Genomic DNA, 14,939 nt, shown 5'->3' on the forward strand with positions numbered 1-14,939 from the left:
TGATTGCTGCAGTCACGCTGCTTTCCACACCAGCTTTTGCCCAAACCGTTGCCCCGCCAATGCCTGAAAATGCCAGTGCTAAAAGTTACGGCGATGGCTGGGAATGCAACATTGGATTCCGGCTGAACGAAAGTGCCTGCGTCGCGGTGATTGTGCCGCAAAACGCATACGACACAAACCGGTCCTACGGCCCCGGTTGGGAATGTCTGCATGGGTTTCGCAGAACCGATGAAGCTGCATGTGTTACAGTAGAGGTGCCTGAGGGTGGTTTTTTGGACTCCTCAGGCGAACGGTGGAGGTGTTTACGCGGCTACATCAAGGTCGATGACATATGTCAGGAGATCGTGTTGCCAGCGAATGCGTATTTGGCAGATGCCTCATATGGCTCCACGTGGACGTGCGAACGTGGGTTCGAAGCAACAGGCGACTTGTGTGCTGCCATTGCGGTTCCGGCCAACGCCTATCTGAATGAATCAAGATACGGTCAGCCTTGGACATGTGAGCGCGGCTTCTTTGAACGGGATGGTTTGTGCGAAGTCGTCGCGGTTCCCGCAAATGCATATTTCGACGACGCGACATACGGAACGGGGTGGAAGTGCGAACGTGGATACGAGGCTTCAAGTGAGACATGCGAATTGATTGACGTTCCTGAAAACGCGCATCTTGACAGGTCAGGTAACCGTTGGGAGTGCGACAGAAACTTCCAAAAATCAAAGGGGCTGTGCGTGCTGAACAACTAGGCGCAAAGCACGACAACACGGGCTCAAAATGCGCAGGTGAGGACGGTTCTGTCCTCCGTGCTGGCCATCAAAAGGGAACTACAATGGAAACCAAATCTGAAACTGTCGACACCATCCGACGTCCGGTCAGGGGCGCCCAAGCGCCACCAGTGACCGACAGCCAACCCACACAGACGACTTCAATCACGCAGGTCACAGCGCCACCCTCGGCAGTGGTCTATTGCGAGGGGAACTTCGCGCAAATCGATGGTAAGAGTGCGAACGGCCTTGTACGCCATTCAGAAGCGTATCGGATTATTTCTGTCATCGACAGCACCTTTAGTGGACAAGACAGCGGATCCGTTCTCGACGATGCGATAAACCACATCCCTATCTTTTCCGATCTGGATGCTGCAGTTGCACATCAAGCTGTAATTCCCGATACACTAATTTATGGGATGGCCCCTTCTACGGGACGGCTTTCACCTGCGGATCGAGGCGTTGTTCTGAAAGCGATAGAGCTTGGCGTGAACATCGTCAGCGGGCTGCATGAGTATCTGAGTGACGACCTTGAGATAGCCACCGCCGCATCAGAACGGAATGTCACGATCCGCGACATCCGCAAGCCGAAACCCAGTAAGGACATGCGCCTGTTCGATGGCAGTGTGGGTGGTGTTAAGGCTTTGCTTATTGCAGTTCTTGGGACAGATTGTGCCATAGGCAAGCGCACAACGGCGACCGTTTTGGCACGCGCTTTGAATGAAAAGGGCATCAAGACCGTGCTTGTCGGCACGGGCCAGACCGGCCTGATGCAGGGTGCGAAATACGGTATAGCAATGGACGCCGTACCGCCCCAGTTCTGCTGCGGTGAACTTGAAGGCGCGATTGTTGCGGCTTCTGAAGCCGAACAACCCGATGTCATTTTGATTGAAGGTCAGGGCGCGTTAAGCCATCCGGCATTCTGCACATCCGCGTTTATCCTGCGCGGTAGCCAGCCGGATGCTGTCATCCTTCAGCACGCCCCCAAACGCGCACATCGCTGCGACTTTCCCAATATGCCAATGCCTACCCCGGCAAGTGAGATCGCCCTGATCGAAGCCTTTGCCGACACAAAAGTCATCGGTGTGACGCTCAATCACGAGGGGATGTCCGAAGCCGAAATCACTGACACTATCGCGGTACAAGCACACAAACTCGGGTTGCCTGTCACGGATGCATTGGCCCGACCGGCTGCCCATTTGCTTGCGATGGTGGTGGCCGCATATCCCGGTTTGACGCAAAGGCCTTCGATGGCCGCGACATGAGATGCCCGCGCATCGAAGTGGACCTAAGCAAGATACGTCGCAACACAAAAACCGTCGCTCGTCGTTTAGGTCCGCTTGGCATCGGCGTCACCGGCGTTACCAAGGCTGTCTGCGGGCATCCTGCAATCGGGCAAGCCATGCTAGACGGGGGTGCGTTGGGGCTCGCGGAAGCGCGTATCAGCAACGTGCAGAGGCTTCGCCAAGCAGGCATCACTTGCCCGGTCACGCTGATCCGAACGCCGATGTTAAGTCAGGTTGATGAGGTCGTTCACTTCTGTGAAGCGAGCTATAATACAGAGATTGCTGTTATTGCGGCCTTGGCGTCTGTTGCCATCAGCAAAGATAAGATTCACGGAATCATATTGATGGTCGAGATGGGCGATCAGCGCGACGGGATATTACCTGAGAACTTGGCTGACATTGCGCAACAGGTTATGAAAATGACTGGCGTCGTGTTGAAAGGCATTGGTGCAAACTTTGCGTGTCTGAGCGGAGTAGCGCCCACCGCATCTCAAATGGCCACGCTCGCCACCCTGGCGAATGAGCTTGAGGGGGTGTGCGGCCCAGTCCTTAAAACCGTGTCCGGTGGCAACTCTGCAAACTTGCCTTGGGCGCTTGGAGAGCAAACCACTGGTCGCATCAACGACCTAAGACTGGGGGAAGCAATACTTCTGGGTGTTGAACCGGTGTCTGGCGACCGGATCGGAAAAATGCACACGGACGCCTTCACGCTTGTCGCAGAAGTCATTGAAACGGAAACAAAACCTACGCCTTTCCCCATTGCCTTGGTGGATCCAACTTTGGCAAGGCTTCACATTGTACCAACCAGTGGTGCCACCACGCGTCTTATCCTCGCGATAGGGCATCAGGACACGGACATTTCGGGGCTTTCGTTGCCTGTTGGATGCGCATTGATCGGTGCCACCAGCGATCATCTCGTCATTGAGGTGAACCGATGTACGATGAAACCGGGATCCGAAGTGAGGTTTCAGATGAACTACAAAGCGTTGATGCATGCAATGGCCGCACCCGACATCGAAGTGAAGCTACTCAACGATCCACTCACAAAACAACCGCTGCAAATCCAGGGCAAGTCCGAACATCTTACGCTGGTTTGGAAAAACCTCGCCTAGACGAACCAACCTCAAATCACAAAAATGGAGACCGACAATTGGTTAAGCTCACAAAAAAGAATGTGTTCAAAGCGTATGGCGCTGGACCAGAGACCGCAATGGACAAGACAACGCGTGTTGTTCGGAAGATGGTTGATGAAGATGCGGAAAAACGACAAGAAAAAATGACCCGACTTCGCAAAGCTCGCCTCGAAAGAGAAGCGAACACGCCACCAGAAACCACAGCCAAATCTACGCGCAAAACTCGGTGATCTTGGGCCGCTTCCATACTTCCCAATCGCCCTCGATGCCTCTCAGGATAAATTCATGACAAGCTCAGAACCGACCGCAGAGAAAATTCACTATATCTGCCAGACTTATGTTGAAACGAAGGCTGGGCGCGATGGCCAAGCTGGCTTAAAAATTGCCAAGCAATACGAATATTCCACAGCCTCGGAGGCCCAAAACAGAGCGGAACGAGAAGCTTTAACCGAGGATTGCGCAGGCGCTGACGCCTACATGGTTACTGAAGATCCAACTAGTGGAGAAGTCAGCGATCCAGACTTCCTTGTAAGGCTTGGCAATGTCCCCGCATTTGACGGTTATTAAAACGCTGCAAATACTGCAAGAATAACTGTCTTACTACACTGCAGTAGCTGTTGTGCAAGGTCGCTGTTTGGCAGCGGTTCATTGCTGCAAACGCTATTGAGGGAGCAGCCTTGGTCGCAGGTGCTGCATTGAACATCAGGGAATGGAGCGACAGGGCTAATTGCTATGACAAAGCGGCTGTCGAGATATTTTTCAAAGCCATCAATGCCAAGCTGGCGGCAGCCTTTGGAAGCAAGGTGGAAAGCTGAAATAGAAATCTTCGAACACACCAATTGCTTCTGCAGTCCGCGCCGCCAACACTTATCTTAGGCATCCTGGATGTCAAACAAGCCGCTATGCGCCTAGAAACTGCAAAATCCCAGCGATGCCATTCAGCAAAGTTTCGACAGCATCAATTACGAAAATAAACAGCATTGGTCCGCTCAAAACGTTCCAGAAGCTCTCGCCCCGCCGCTCACCATTCCGCAATATGGGAACGTTAAAGATGAATTGGCTGAAATGTGCTGCCGAAAGTACAATTAGCAGCACCCCACGTTCCGATGGGCGTTTGAATAGATCCAAATCAGCGAACCAGATCATCAGTAACACAAGTGACAACAGAGCAAAGGCTGCGTTCATACCCCCTAAAAATCTGGTCAAGACCGCGATCGTTGGAAAAATTGGAGATGTCCGTGCGGATCTGGGAACAAACACTTTTGCAGCCGCATAGTGTTGAAAGCTGAAGTATCGGAATGCGGCGGCAAACCATAACAAACTGCCAACAAGGGCGATAGGATAGGCGATTTCGGCGATCATCAGTGTCTCCATTCGGATGCGCAGACTTATTGTAACGCACCCGTTTTTAGGTTAGTCCAAGGTTGAATTAAACTTGAGTAATCCAAGGTTGAACTAATGTCAAACACTCAAAACTTCCGCGTCTTCAGAGAACTCAATCTGGTTACCTCCGCCCTTTTTCGGGCAGCAGATCGTGATCTGTTAGCACGCGAAGGGATTAGAACAGCTCATCAGGCGATCCTTTTTGTTTTACGGGTAGAAGACGGGTTGACGAGTTCTGAAATTGCTAATCGTGCAGGGTTGTCAAAGACACGCTTGACCGGTCTCGCAGACACGCTTGAAACGAAATCGTTGATCACAAGGGATCGAGGTACGCAGGATGCACGCCAACAAGTTATTAAGATCACCAACGAGGGGCGTGCCGTGGTCGATCGCACAAATGGTTGGGTGCGAAATCTGAATGCGTCGTTGATGTCTCAATTTGACGAATCCGAAAAAGCAGTGATTGAACGATTTTTGAGAGAAGTCCACCGCACGGCTCGTGACATCGAAGCGACCTAGACCATGCTAACATGGTCTTCTTTACGCTCAGTTTTCCATGATCTATGCTTTTTGATTTTTTCGCGTGCAAGGTAGGACGCCTTAAATGAACCTGAGGCTCCTTTTTAAGGAAATGGTCAAATCGTTTTGGCAACATCACCTGTCTTGAAGTTTTTTTCCCCTAAAAGTACCACGACTGAGATCAGGCCGGATGCGCTCTCCCAGACATATTATAACTCTAGGATCGCTATCGCGATATGATGCACGTGCATCCATGTTGATCGTTGGTGGGTTATTGATAAACACGGATGGGGAAATCTGATAAGGGACCGTTTAATACGTAGTGTGCGCAAACCCCGTACTGAACACATTTGGTTTTGTGCAAGGCCCTGCACAAACGAAGGCACCCCTGAAATTCTGAAACAGAAAAAACCTCTTGACCCTAACATTAGTGTCATAGCCCTAAGAGCATCTCTTATCGACATCGAAAGATTCGCAAATAGGAGACGAAGCGAAATGACAAATGAAGATACGTGGCAGGGCAAAGTAGCGATAGTCACCGGTGGTAGTTCCGGGATCGGCCAAGCCACGGCAACCGCCCTTTCAGAACGAGGCGCCAATGTCCTAATTACGGGACGCAATGCCGAAAAATTGGCGGAGGTTTCCGCGCTGAGTGGTAAAATCGAATTCTTGCAGATGGACAGCTCAGACGCGACGAGTGGAGAAATGATTGTTGACTCAGCCATGTCCCGTTGGGGGCGTATTGATCTGGTCGTTAACAATTCGGGTGCCGGGCAACTCGCGCCAATAGATGCCTATGACGCTGGTGTTATTGCAAATATGGCTGCTGTGAACATCATTGCCCCGTCTGTACTGGTCAAGGCGGCCCGCACCGCTTTGAGCCACAGCAAAGGGGCAATCGTGAACATCGGCACTGCCGTGTCACGAAATGCGGCGCCGATGCTGTCGCATTACGGTGCCACCAAAGCCGCCTTGGAACATCTGACCAAATCTTGGGCGGTCGAGCTGGCTGGAAACGGCATTCGGGTCAACGCCATTGCACCGGGACCGGTTAAGACGGGCGCTTTGACCGGAATGATGGGGCTGCCTGAAGAGATGGCCCAACAGGTTGAGGCGCAGGAAGCAGAACAAGTGCCGTTGGGACGTCGGGGTGTAACCGCTGACATCGTACCTTGGATTTTGCGTTTGGGGAGTGCTGAAAACGAATGGCTGACGGGTCAGATTTTGACCATCGATGGCGGGTGGTCACTGCGCGTATGACCTGGCGGGAACCCGGTGGTTACAGTCAATCACCGGGTTCTTCTTGATAAAACTGCTTAACCTTAACATGTAGGTCAGGCTTTGTGGGAGATATCTGAGATGCAATCGAAAGAGGCCGCCGAACGGCTGCGGATCACGCAGCGGATGTTGCGCCACTACGAAAATGAAGGGTTATTGGAAGTTGGGCGCGCACTAAACGGTTACCGTAGCTACACGGAAGCTGACTTGAGACGCGCTGGGCGTGTCCGCGACTTTATCGCGACTGGCTTTTCTACTCGCGAAATCCGCGCCATGAGCGCGTGCCTGTCGGACGAGGGCTCCGGGCCGTGCGAAGGCGGTATTGAAAAATTGCTAGAAAAGCTGGAGCACATAGATAGGCTTAGGGCGGATCTTGAAGAGAAGCGAAGCGCTGTAATTGACAGGCTCGCCACTCTGCAAAACGGACTTGCCACCGTAACAGGTCGTTGACCTCCGGCTTGGAAAGGTCGGCTTTGCCCAAAATACCAGTCACACTGCTTGGCTAGAACTTTGTTGAACTGCCAGTTCGTGCGTTTTTTGGGCGCATCCATATTCCCCAACTAAAAAATCACACATCAATCGAACTCCAATGGAGAAAGTTACCATGAACACAGTCCCGCACCCAGATAGCTGGATCAATTACAAACCCCTTCCGGATATGAAAGGGAAGCGCATGGGGGTATTCGCTCATGTATTCGTAAATGAGGGCGCACAGGAGAAAGTTAAGGCAGTATATAAGAATATTGTCGACGTAGCCATTGAAGAAGAAACGTGCATCGTTTTATCGGCGTGCACATCTCTCGTTGATACAAAACATCACCTCCTTTATGAGGAGTGGACGGACTATGATGAGTTTTTTGAAGTTCAGTTTGCGAGGACTTACAGAAAGGGTTTCATGAGATGGTTACATCCTATCATGTCTCACCCTCTCAGCGCAGAATTTACTGAAATACTTCATAGTACTGGTGCGCACCCTCATAATGTCGCACAAAATGCCTTTAGTTTGATTAAAAGCGTCCACATCGCTTCTGGAAATGAAGATGACGCTCGAAAAATGTTTGTGGAATACATCGATCAGGTTGGGCAGGATTCAAGAAATTTGCATGCAAATATCCACCAATCTCTCAACAATCCGCAGCATTTCCTTCTTTATGAAGTGTGGAGAGATCTGAGTTACCTTGCCAAAGATGACATGAAAAGTGAGCGTCGCCGCGAATTAAATTTCCATTGCAATGAACTTGCGGATAGTGAGTTACCCGAGCCTGCGATGGAGATCTTCCAGATTCATTACGATCCTAAAAAACATGAATTTCCGTGAGTTTCTAACATTATTGACCCGCGCAAGGTTTTCTTCGAATCTTGCGCGAACATAAATTAAAGGATGATTTTCGCCGTCGGCATAATGAAGTTAATCCCACTTTTCCTAAGAGTGAATTTCTTGTTTTTTTGCCGGAACGGGTCGGTATCTATAAAGGCGTGAGAGACGACACAATATCGATTGAGAAGCAGGTTCTTGCAAGGCTCAAGTGAAGATCCGGGCTGTCCGCGAAACGTCAGTTTTCAAGTCCTCCAATTTACGGTCACTGCGAAAGACAGGTCCAACGGGCCGCATTGCAGCTAGCTTACCCCTTGGCCAATGTTCGGCGAGGGCCGCTAGACTATTTACCCACTTGATGCGCTCCGCGTTTGCGAAGCCCATTCCTTCCACATAGCCGACGCAGGTGCTGGCTGCAGACCGCACGATCCATTGCATGGGCGGCTCAATGACTGCTTTCGGGAACCGGTTCAAGGGTTGTGATATTGAAACGGGCAGGTCGGTCTGCGCTGATACCGAAGTGTTGCTTGAGGGGCTTGGCGCCAAATACAGTGCGCTATGGGCTGAGGCTGGGATTGCGAGAGTTTGCTTTGGGCCGTTCTCGGCAGGCACACGGTCTTCGAGATGGCAGATACTGCAACGCCTTCGACGGCAGCCAAGAGCCCAAAGTTACCGATGCTGCGCTTGGGATGAATGACCGCTCCTCGGCATCGGTGGCCAAACAACTTCAATTCATCTGGGGCGGATCAATTCTGCTTACGACATCCAAAGTGCAGAGTGGTGCTCGGTCCTGTAGGCGTCCAATCAGCCTTTCAAAATCGTCTGGGTCGGCAAGAGACGTCTTCGTAATGCGTATGTGTTTGCTCATGCTTGAAACATTGAGCTCCCAAACTCCGTCAATCGAGAGCTTTTGAAGGCGCTGAATGTCCGAAAAAGAAACTTCTACGTACCGTCCCAGAACACCTTGGTGCCGGGATGCTACGGCATCCTCAGACAGGACAATGGCATTGGGTCTGTTTTTGTTCTTCCAGATAGAAAATAGACCAAGAAACCCGAAGGTCCCAAAGGCGAATGCCGTTATCAGATTGACGGCAAAGTTTTGGGACGCGGCGGCATGCCGCCCTTCCACTTCAAGAAGGGACCATGTTTCACCCGCTAATAAAAAGCAGAGCGCCAAAATAAACAGCGCGGCTGAAATCAAGACTCCGGACAACTGGCCATGGGACGTTTTGGAATACGCGAATGTCTCTTTGGGTTCACTCATTTCTTGTGGTCCATCTACGCTAGCTAATTGCGCTCGGTCCGTTCACTAGTACCTAATCCATACCCAAACGCCAACTCCACAAAGTGCCATTTGACTTTTGCGATTGGAAAAAGTGGACATCTGATTGCAGCACTTGGACGACCGCTTTGTCCCGCAGTCTGTCAATTCGACAGTTTCAAGATTAACCTATGGCTTCTGCCAGCAGATCAAAGACCACGCGAATGCGCAGGTTTGTCTTGAGCTCGCGGTGCGTCACCAGCCATGTCTCGATATTGATCGGCTCAAACGTGGACGTCGGGTTTTCGAGTTCTGGATACGCTGTCCCAACATCGACGGGAAGAATACCAATCCCGAAACCTTGACGGACAAGTTCAAGCGTGAGCGTAGCATTCGACGTCGAAAAATTAAAATTTGCAGTCGTCAGAGTCACTCCGCGTGATGACATTAGGCCAAGGCGTTGTTCTGGGTGGTCAAAACCGACAAACGTAAGTTGTTCAAGATCAGCCAGCGACCTGGGGCGGCCAACGTCATCAAGGTATTCCTTTGAAGCGAATAGATGTGCCTTGGTGTCGCGCAGCCGTTTTGCAAACAGGGTCTCGTCTTTGGGGCGCCCATGACGGATTGCGATATCGGCCTCACGCCGCCGCAAATCGCTTACTTCATTCGTTGCGATTATCTCGATCTGAAGGTCCGGGGCGGTTGTGCGCAATGTCTTAAGGACTGGTGGTAGGAAATGGGTTGCCATCAGGTCTGTGGCCGAAATCAAAACATGTCCAGTCACAGCTTGGGATTGGCCTGTTGCGGCAAGGGATATGTTGTTTGCTGCATCGCCCATCATCCGAAAATGCGCCAGCAATTCCAAACCTGATTGTGTCAACAAAAGTGCACGCGATGTCCGCTCAAAAAGTGTCACACCAAGCGCCTCTTCGAGGCCCGCGACCTGCCGGCTGAGTGTAGGTTGTGTCAGCCCAAGGGCCCGTGCGGCGGCAGACAGCGATCCTTCTTCGGCGGTCACGAGAAACGCTCGCGCTTGGTTCCAGTCAAAAGCTGATCGTTTCCACTCCATTAAATACGTATACCAAAGCAAGAAAGATGCGCAATTCCGTATTGATTGTATGCGCTCTATATCCCCGCCAACGGCCAACTTTATGTGGGGAAAAGATATGACGGTGTCAAAGAACGAAAGCCTAACTCCGTTGGGCACGGCCACGATAGCAAAAGCAATCCCCATGACTTCTGGTCGCATTGGGTCTTGGGAAATCATGATCAGCAGGCGGCCGCTCTCCACCGCGGATCTTGCCCGCCGTTACGACGCTGTCTCGGGCAAATGGGCACGAAAGGTGTGTCGTTTCCAATTGGATACCGCGTATCAGGAACCGCTTTTGGCCTCTCAGGTCGCGGTAGACCTTATACATATCAAGCCACATGCCCAAGTCCTTGATTGCGGGGTTGGCAATGGCAGCCTTTCCATTGCGCTTGATAGCATCAAGACAGGTCCAGTTGACATTCACGGCATTGATACCTCTGTTGAAATGCTATTGCAGGCCAAATTGAAGATGCGACACGCCGGGATGGACCCACATCTTCAACAGGCCGATGTTATGTCATTGCCCTATGACGATCAGTCGTTTGATGTTGTTATGGCTGCGCATGTCCTTGAACATCTGCCGAACCCGCAACGTGCGCTTGCAGAGATGGTGCGCGTTCTAAAGCCGGGTGGGATGGTGTTTCTTTGCATGACGCGCCCCTCGCTTTTTGGTGCACTCGTCCAATTTCGGTGGCGCACACGGGCGATCACGGAACAACAGGGCATTGCGTGGCTGGATGCATCCCGGCTTGTTGATGTCGGATCTCAACCGGTTCGTCTTGGGTCTTTTGCTGGCGTTGCGAGCACTGCGTTTTGGGCGCGGCGACCAATATGACGACTGCAAATCGAAAAGCCCCAAAACTTAGTTTGGGAAAATCCGAATGGGTCGTCCTTGGCGTCATCTTTGTTTATTCATTCATTCCGGTCTTTGGCGGTTTGATACGGGTTTTCGAGCTTGCAGGCGGGCCGCAGATCGCACCAGAAAACCCTAGGGCATCGTTTGCTCCTACACCCATCATACTCCACATCCTCAGCAGCAGTCTGTTCTGTATGCTTGGCGTTTTACAGTTCTTTCCGAGCCTGTGCCGCCAACGTCTGGCAGCACATCGCGCCATAGGTCGGGTGGTCGCGGTTGCGGGATGTTTTAGTGCGCTTTCGGGCCTTTGGATGACGCATTTCTATACCTTTCCCGAAACGCTTCAGGGCGCCCCACTGTACTGGGTGCGGATGGTACTGGGTGCATCTATGATCGCACTGATCATTTGGGCCGTCATTGCAATCAGATCCCGCAAATCCTTCCACCACAGCGCATCAATGGTGCGGGCCTATGCCATCGGTCAAGGTGCATCGACCCAAACCTTTTTGGGCGTTGCCTGGATCATCGCAGTTGGCTCTGAAGCAATGGGACCTTTGCGCGACGGGTTGATGATTTTCGCGTGGATGGTCAATCTGCTTGGCGCAGAAATCTTCATACGCAGGGTGCTGAGGTCGCCACAGCGTCGGTAAAAGCATGTGTCACGGTCTTTTAATCGGTCTTCCGCTCACGATAGACGGGGGTGCCGGGACGGGAAGCGTTGATGCGTCTTGGCGTCGCCCAAATGGGGCGAAGTCCAAGAAAAGCTTGGAAATTAAGCTTGTGCAACTCATAAAAATGATGATCCTGTATCCGACATTATCGTCAAAATTGAAAAGGCCCACGAAAACGGGCACGCTTTTTAAAGCACAAAGTTATTTGAATAAACGGGTTCAAAGGAATGTTAAATGTCAGACACAGCGCATCAGGTAAAAGACGCCAAGGGATATGTTGATAAGGTCCAGAAAGGTGCAAAGGCCATTTCGGATGCGGCGAAAGCGGCCAAAAAGCTACAAGACGAAGGTGCAACCCTAAGCGAGCTGAAAAGCGCGGTTGCGACATTGACCTGGATGAGCAAGGTCTCTGCCGGTCTTGGCGCATTGTCCGTTGGTTTGTCCATTGTGCAAAGCTTTCTGCCCGATGTTCCCACTGTCGAAGATCAGATATTGGATACAGTCAACCGGCTGGAAGGCGAGGTGGCATCGCTGCGTGCCGATATGGAGCGTCGTTTTGAAAAGAACGCATTGCTGGCTGATGTGCGGGTGCGCGAAGAACGCCTTAAGGATCACTATGCCAGTATAGAACGTGCGATTGGGCATTGGAAGAACATCGGCCAAGACACCGTTGCCCTGAAAGCAAAGGGCGGATCGGACAAGCGCCTTGAGAAAAGCATCAAAAACAACACCAATGATCTGCTAAACGCCCCGACTGTGACCGGTGTAGAAAATGCGCTGATTGCGATCCATGACGAGCTGGTGGGCAAACACGGGAAATCCTTGCCGCAACTGTGTTTTGATAAGTGCTACGGCGACATTCGGCCCGTGTCTGCGATCACGGCCAAGTTGACCAAATACGCAGAAAATGCTGCTTTGTGTTTGACTGTTATTTCGGCGCTTCGCGATGGCGAACCGGTTGTTGACGCCGAACAAGCCAGTGAAGCGGCGGACCGTGAATACCGACTGACAGCGCGTTTGCAGCGAATGAACGACGCCTGTCAGAAAATTTGCAAAAACTGCCTGAACCTAGACACGCTGATGGTGGAAACAGACCGCTTTGTGACGGACAATCTGGACGATTGGAACCTAAGCATGTCCAACACCCGCGGGGCCGCGCACAACTGTGTCATGGCCTTGGCGGATCAGTGGCCTGCGTGGAACTTTACGGCCATTGTCTATCCGGCCCTTCCTGGACGGGATCATTCCTCTTGGCATGCCGGTGTGGGACGCCGTGGCACGATCAAGCGCACGCGCACCAAGGATTTGGATGAAAAAGACCACGCCAGATTGCTGATTTATTATGCCCCGCGCGGTCGGTCCCAAAAGGTCACACCGAAGATGACGTCGCAGGTGTCTGAACACGATCCACAAACAACGTTCACATCGTTTTCGCGTATGATCAGCGGTATTGTGACGGAACTGGATGGTCGAAAAACCGAAGTGCTTTCGCCGCTTATGAAATTCATAGAGCTTTGGCCACGCTTTCAGCAATTTCATCCAAAGGAGATGGCCGAAAAGTACCTTGAGTTGTTGATGGGGCGTTCTGATCCGAAGGTTGATCGCAGCTGGCATGGGTCAATGGTATGGGCCGGGCGCATGCTGGATGAGTGGCAAATTTTGCATCACAATTATCCAGAAGGCGATGACGGGTTGTCCAAGTTCATGGCGATTTGCACCCAGAACGAAACGGAAATTTATCGCCCAAAATGGGTCCGGCAGTATGCGGGCTATGGGAATTCCGAATATGTCGAGGCCGAAGGCCCGTTTGATCCGGATGCGCCGACCAAGATTGGCGATGTGAACTACACCCGCCAAGGGACCATTACATATAATGGTGTGTGTACTGTGTTGGTGCGTCCCGATGCTATTCTGACGCATGATGAATGGGCGTCCGCGAAAGAGGCGTTGAAAAAATTGCGCGAGATGACGGGCGATGACGATCGAATTGATTTGCCCGGCCTTGGGTCTGATACGCTGCATCCCGGAAACCCGGGGCCGTTTTAGGGCATCTGCCGATCGGGTCACCCGTTTGCATGTCTTTGCCGCGTTGCCGCGTTGCCGTATGGCGCATGGCACTTGTTCCCAGATTTGATTATGGCAGGTACTGATCAGCAGAACTGACTTCGAAAGCAGCGCAAAAATGCTAACAAACCTTGATTTAATCGATCTTACTGAATTTCGCCGTGCGCTTCACCGCCATCCTGAATTGTCCGGGGAAGAAGTAGAAACCGCCCGCAAAATAGCAGATGCCCTAAAACCACTATCACCAACACGCATTTTGACTGGATTGGGCGGTCATGGCGTGGCGGCTGTTTTTGACAGCGGTAAAGACGGTCCAACGGTCCTTTTTCGCGCCGAGCTTGACGCACTGCCAATTGAAGAACGCAACGACATCGCTTGGTCGTCGCTGATCCGCGGCAAAAGCCACGTGTGCGGCCATGACGGGCACATGACGATGTTGCTTGCATTGGGTCGCATGATTTCCCGCCAACCTGTGGCGCATGGGCGTGTCGTGCTTATGTTCCAGCCGGCAGAAGAAGACGGAAGCGGCGCGAAAGCGGTTGTCGCTGATCCTGCCTATCAAGACATTCAAGCAGATTGGGCATTTGCCATTCACATCGAACCCGGGCGGCCGTTCAGGTATGTCTCTACCTGTCCGGGACTGGTGAATTGCGCGTCATTGGGACTTAAGATCAAACTTGGCGGCAAAACCGCACATGCAGCCGACCCCGAAGACGGGATTTCTCCGGCCCATGCGGTTGCCGGGTTGATCCCTGCGCTGGATGCTTTGGGGCAGGGAGGATCGCTCGATGATGATTTCCGTTTGGTGACGGTGACACATGTACAGATTGGCGAACCAACATTTGGCGTTGCGCCGGGTGCCGCCGAGGTGTTTGCCACCCTGCGCACAGCAGGTGACGAAGGCATGGAACATCTTGAGACCGAGGCCCGCACCCTTGCCATCAGGGCAGCAGAGAAATTCGGGCTGAGTGTAGATTTTGAGGTTTGCGACAACTTTGCGGCATCTATCAATGATCCAGATGCCTATGACGTGGCAACACAAGCCATGGACGCAATCAATGTCCCTTACGGTGATGCGGGTGTTCCCATGCGCGCATCAGAGGACTTTGGCGTTTTCGGGTGGGGGGCCAAGGCTGCAATGTTATGTTTGGGGCCGGGTGAAGACTATGCGGCACTGCACAATCCGGACTATGATTTCCCCGATGATCTGATCCCGATTGGAAGCGCCATCTTTGAACGCATCACACGGGATTTGTTGGGATCAGCTTAGCACTGCCAGTCCCGACGCAGGCGCAAAAGCAGGGATTGGCGTCGCGTGAGGCGCC

15 protein-coding genes are annotated in these 14,939 nt (G+C 52.2%); 12 read left to right on the forward strand and 3 right to left on the reverse strand.

Features of this window, described 5'->3' with window-relative positions:
• Positions 1 to 59: 59 nt before the first annotated feature.
• The 4 genes from ASD8599_RS08640 (at position 60) to ASD8599_RS08660 (ending at position 3,744) form a co-directional block, all read left to right on the forward strand.
• Positions 60 to 740, forward strand: coding sequence for a hypothetical protein (locus ASD8599_RS08640; RefSeq protein ID WP_245925978.1), 681 nt, complete (start codon positions 60 to 62; stop codon positions 738 to 740).
• A gap of 83 nt (positions 741 to 823) precedes the next feature.
• A complete protein-coding gene (locus tag ASD8599_RS08645) occupies positions 824 to 2,023 on the forward strand; it encodes an N-acetyltransferase DgcN family protein (RefSeq protein WP_108828157.1) in 1,200 nt (399 codons plus the stop codon).
• The gene (locus ASD8599_RS08650) at positions 2,020 to 3,156 is read left to right on the forward strand and encodes an alanine/ornithine racemase family PLP-dependent enzyme (protein WP_108828158.1); all 1,137 of its coding nucleotides are present in this window, start codon (positions 2,020 to 2,022) and stop codon (positions 3,154 to 3,156) included. The genes ASD8599_RS08645 and ASD8599_RS08650 overlap by 4 nt, the downstream gene beginning before the upstream one ends.
• A 306-nt stretch (positions 3,157 to 3,462) precedes the next feature.
• Positions 3,463 to 3,744 carry a hypothetical protein gene (locus ASD8599_RS08660; protein ID WP_108828160.1) on the forward strand — a complete coding sequence of 94 codons (282 nt, stop codon included), beginning with the start codon at positions 3,463 to 3,465 and terminating at the stop codon, positions 3,742 to 3,744.
• A 333-nt stretch (positions 3,745 to 4,077) separates the two neighbouring features.
• Here ASD8599_RS08660 and ASD8599_RS08670 read toward each other — a convergent pair whose 3' ends face one another.
• A complete protein-coding gene (locus ASD8599_RS08670) occupies positions 4,078 to 4,539 on the reverse strand; it encodes a hypothetical protein (RefSeq protein WP_108828162.1) in 462 nt (153 codons plus the stop codon).
• A gap of 96 nt (positions 4,540 to 4,635) precedes the next feature.
• Here ASD8599_RS08670 and ASD8599_RS08675 point away from each other — a divergent pair, with 96 nt between their 5' ends.
• The 4 genes from ASD8599_RS08675 to ASD8599_RS08690 all read left to right on the forward strand — a co-directional run bounded on the left by ASD8599_RS08675 (position 4,636) and on the right by ASD8599_RS08690 (position 7,675).
• Complete coding sequence (locus ASD8599_RS08675) at positions 4,636 to 5,079, forward strand: MarR family winged helix-turn-helix transcriptional regulator (protein ID WP_108828163.1); 444 nt, start codon at positions 4,636 to 4,638, stop codon at positions 5,077 to 5,079.
• Positions 5,080 to 5,574: 495 nt separating this feature from the next.
• Positions 5,575 to 6,339, forward strand: coding sequence for an SDR family NAD(P)-dependent oxidoreductase (locus tag ASD8599_RS08680; RefSeq protein ID WP_108828164.1), 765 nt, complete (start codon positions 5,575 to 5,577; stop codon positions 6,337 to 6,339).
• Positions 6,340 to 6,438: 99 nt separating this feature from the next.
• Positions 6,439 to 6,807: a MerR family transcriptional regulator gene (locus ASD8599_RS08685; protein WP_108828165.1), complete on the forward strand. Its 369-nt coding sequence runs from the start codon at positions 6,439 to 6,441 to the stop codon at positions 6,805 to 6,807.
• A 154-nt stretch (positions 6,808 to 6,961) separates the two neighbouring features.
• Positions 6,962 to 7,675 carry a putative quinol monooxygenase gene (locus tag ASD8599_RS08690; protein ID WP_108828166.1) on the forward strand — a complete coding sequence of 238 codons (714 nt, stop codon included), beginning with the start codon at positions 6,962 to 6,964 and terminating at the stop codon, positions 7,673 to 7,675.
• Between the two features lie 724 nt (positions 7,676 to 8,399).
• Here the strand turns inward: ASD8599_RS08690 and ASD8599_RS08700 are convergent.
• Together ASD8599_RS08700 and ASD8599_RS08705 are read right to left on the reverse strand one after the other, a co-directional pair.
• Positions 8,400 to 8,936 carry a hypothetical protein gene (locus ASD8599_RS08700; protein ID WP_108828168.1) on the reverse strand — a complete coding sequence of 179 codons (537 nt, stop codon included), beginning with the start codon at positions 8,934 to 8,936 and terminating at the stop codon, positions 8,400 to 8,402.
• 181 nt (positions 8,937 to 9,117) lie between these two features.
• Entirely contained in the window at positions 9,118 to 10,002 is an 885-nt protein-coding gene (locus ASD8599_RS08705; protein ID WP_108828169.1) for a LysR family transcriptional regulator, read from the reverse strand.
• 97 nt (positions 10,003 to 10,099) lie between these two features.
• On the opposite strand from ASD8599_RS08705, the gene ASD8599_RS08710 reads away from it, so the two are divergent.
• The 4 genes from ASD8599_RS08710 (at position 10,100) to ASD8599_RS08725 (ending at position 14,884) form a co-directional block, all read left to right on the forward strand.
• Positions 10,100 to 10,858, forward strand: a complete 759-nt coding sequence (locus ASD8599_RS08710) for a class I SAM-dependent methyltransferase (protein ID WP_181364446.1) — start codon at positions 10,100 to 10,102, stop codon at positions 10,856 to 10,858.
• On the forward strand, positions 10,855 to 11,529 hold the full coding sequence (locus ASD8599_RS08715) for a DUF2306 domain-containing protein (RefSeq protein ID WP_108828171.1): 675 nt from the start codon (positions 10,855 to 10,857) through the stop codon (positions 11,527 to 11,529). The genes ASD8599_RS08710 and ASD8599_RS08715 overlap by 4 nt, the downstream gene beginning before the upstream one ends.
• Positions 11,530 to 11,784: 255 nt before the next feature.
• Positions 11,785 to 13,596 (forward strand): hypothetical protein, encoded by a 1,812-nt coding sequence (locus ASD8599_RS08720; protein ID WP_108828172.1) that lies wholly within the window; start codon positions 11,785 to 11,787, stop codon positions 13,594 to 13,596.
• A gap of 136 nt (positions 13,597 to 13,732) precedes the next feature.
• Complete coding sequence (locus ASD8599_RS08725) at positions 13,733 to 14,884, forward strand: amidohydrolase (protein WP_108828173.1); 1,152 nt, start codon at positions 13,733 to 13,735, stop codon at positions 14,882 to 14,884.
• The last annotated feature ends 55 nt before the right edge of the window (positions 14,885 to 14,939 follow it).

The sequence above is a fragment of the Ascidiaceihabitans donghaensis genome, from assembly GCF_900302465.1.
GTDB lineage: Bacteria > Pseudomonadota > Alphaproteobacteria > Rhodobacterales > Rhodobacteraceae > Ascidiaceihabitans > Ascidiaceihabitans donghaensis.

Coding starts and splice junctions, on each gene's coding strand:
- ASD8599_RS08725 (WP_108828173.1), top strand. CDS start 13,733: ATGCTAACAAACCTTGATTTAATCGATCTTACTGAATTTCGCCGTGCG.
- ASD8599_RS08650 (WP_108828158.1), top strand. CDS start 2,020: ATGAGATGCCCGCGCATCGAAGTGGACCTAAGCAAGATACGTCGCAAC.
- ASD8599_RS08660 (WP_108828160.1), top strand. CDS start 3,463: ATGACAAGCTCAGAACCGACCGCAGAGAAAATTCACTATATCTGCCAG.
- ASD8599_RS08715 (WP_108828171.1), top strand. CDS start 10,855: ATGACGACTGCAAATCGAAAAGCCCCAAAACTTAGTTTGGGAAAATCC.
- ASD8599_RS08680 (WP_108828164.1), top strand. CDS start 5,575: ATGACAAATGAAGATACGTGGCAGGGCAAAGTAGCGATAGTCACCGGT.
- ASD8599_RS08700 (WP_108828168.1), bottom strand. CDS start 8,936: ATGAGTGAACCCAAAGAGACATTCGCGTATTCCAAAACGTCCCATGGC.
- ASD8599_RS08670 (WP_108828162.1), bottom strand. CDS start 4,539: ATGATCGCCGAAATCGCCTATCCTATCGCCCTTGTTGGCAGTTTGTTA.
- ASD8599_RS08705 (WP_108828169.1), bottom strand. CDS start 10,002: ATGGAGTGGAAACGATCAGCTTTTGACTGGAACCAAGCGCGAGCGTTT.
- ASD8599_RS08640 (WP_245925978.1), top strand. CDS start 60: ATGCCTGAAAATGCCAGTGCTAAAAGTTACGGCGATGGCTGGGAATGC.
- ASD8599_RS08690 (WP_108828166.1), top strand. CDS start 6,962: ATGAACACAGTCCCGCACCCAGATAGCTGGATCAATTACAAACCCCTT.
- ASD8599_RS08675 (WP_108828163.1), top strand. CDS start 4,636: ATGTCAAACACTCAAAACTTCCGCGTCTTCAGAGAACTCAATCTGGTT.
- ASD8599_RS08685 (WP_108828165.1), top strand. CDS start 6,439: ATGCAATCGAAAGAGGCCGCCGAACGGCTGCGGATCACGCAGCGGATG.
- ASD8599_RS08720 (WP_108828172.1), top strand. CDS start 11,785: ATGTCAGACACAGCGCATCAGGTAAAAGACGCCAAGGGATATGTTGAT.
- ASD8599_RS08710 (WP_181364446.1), top strand. CDS start 10,100: ATGACGGTGTCAAAGAACGAAAGCCTAACTCCGTTGGGCACGGCCACG.
- ASD8599_RS08645 (WP_108828157.1), top strand. CDS start 824: ATGGAAACCAAATCTGAAACTGTCGACACCATCCGACGTCCGGTCAGG.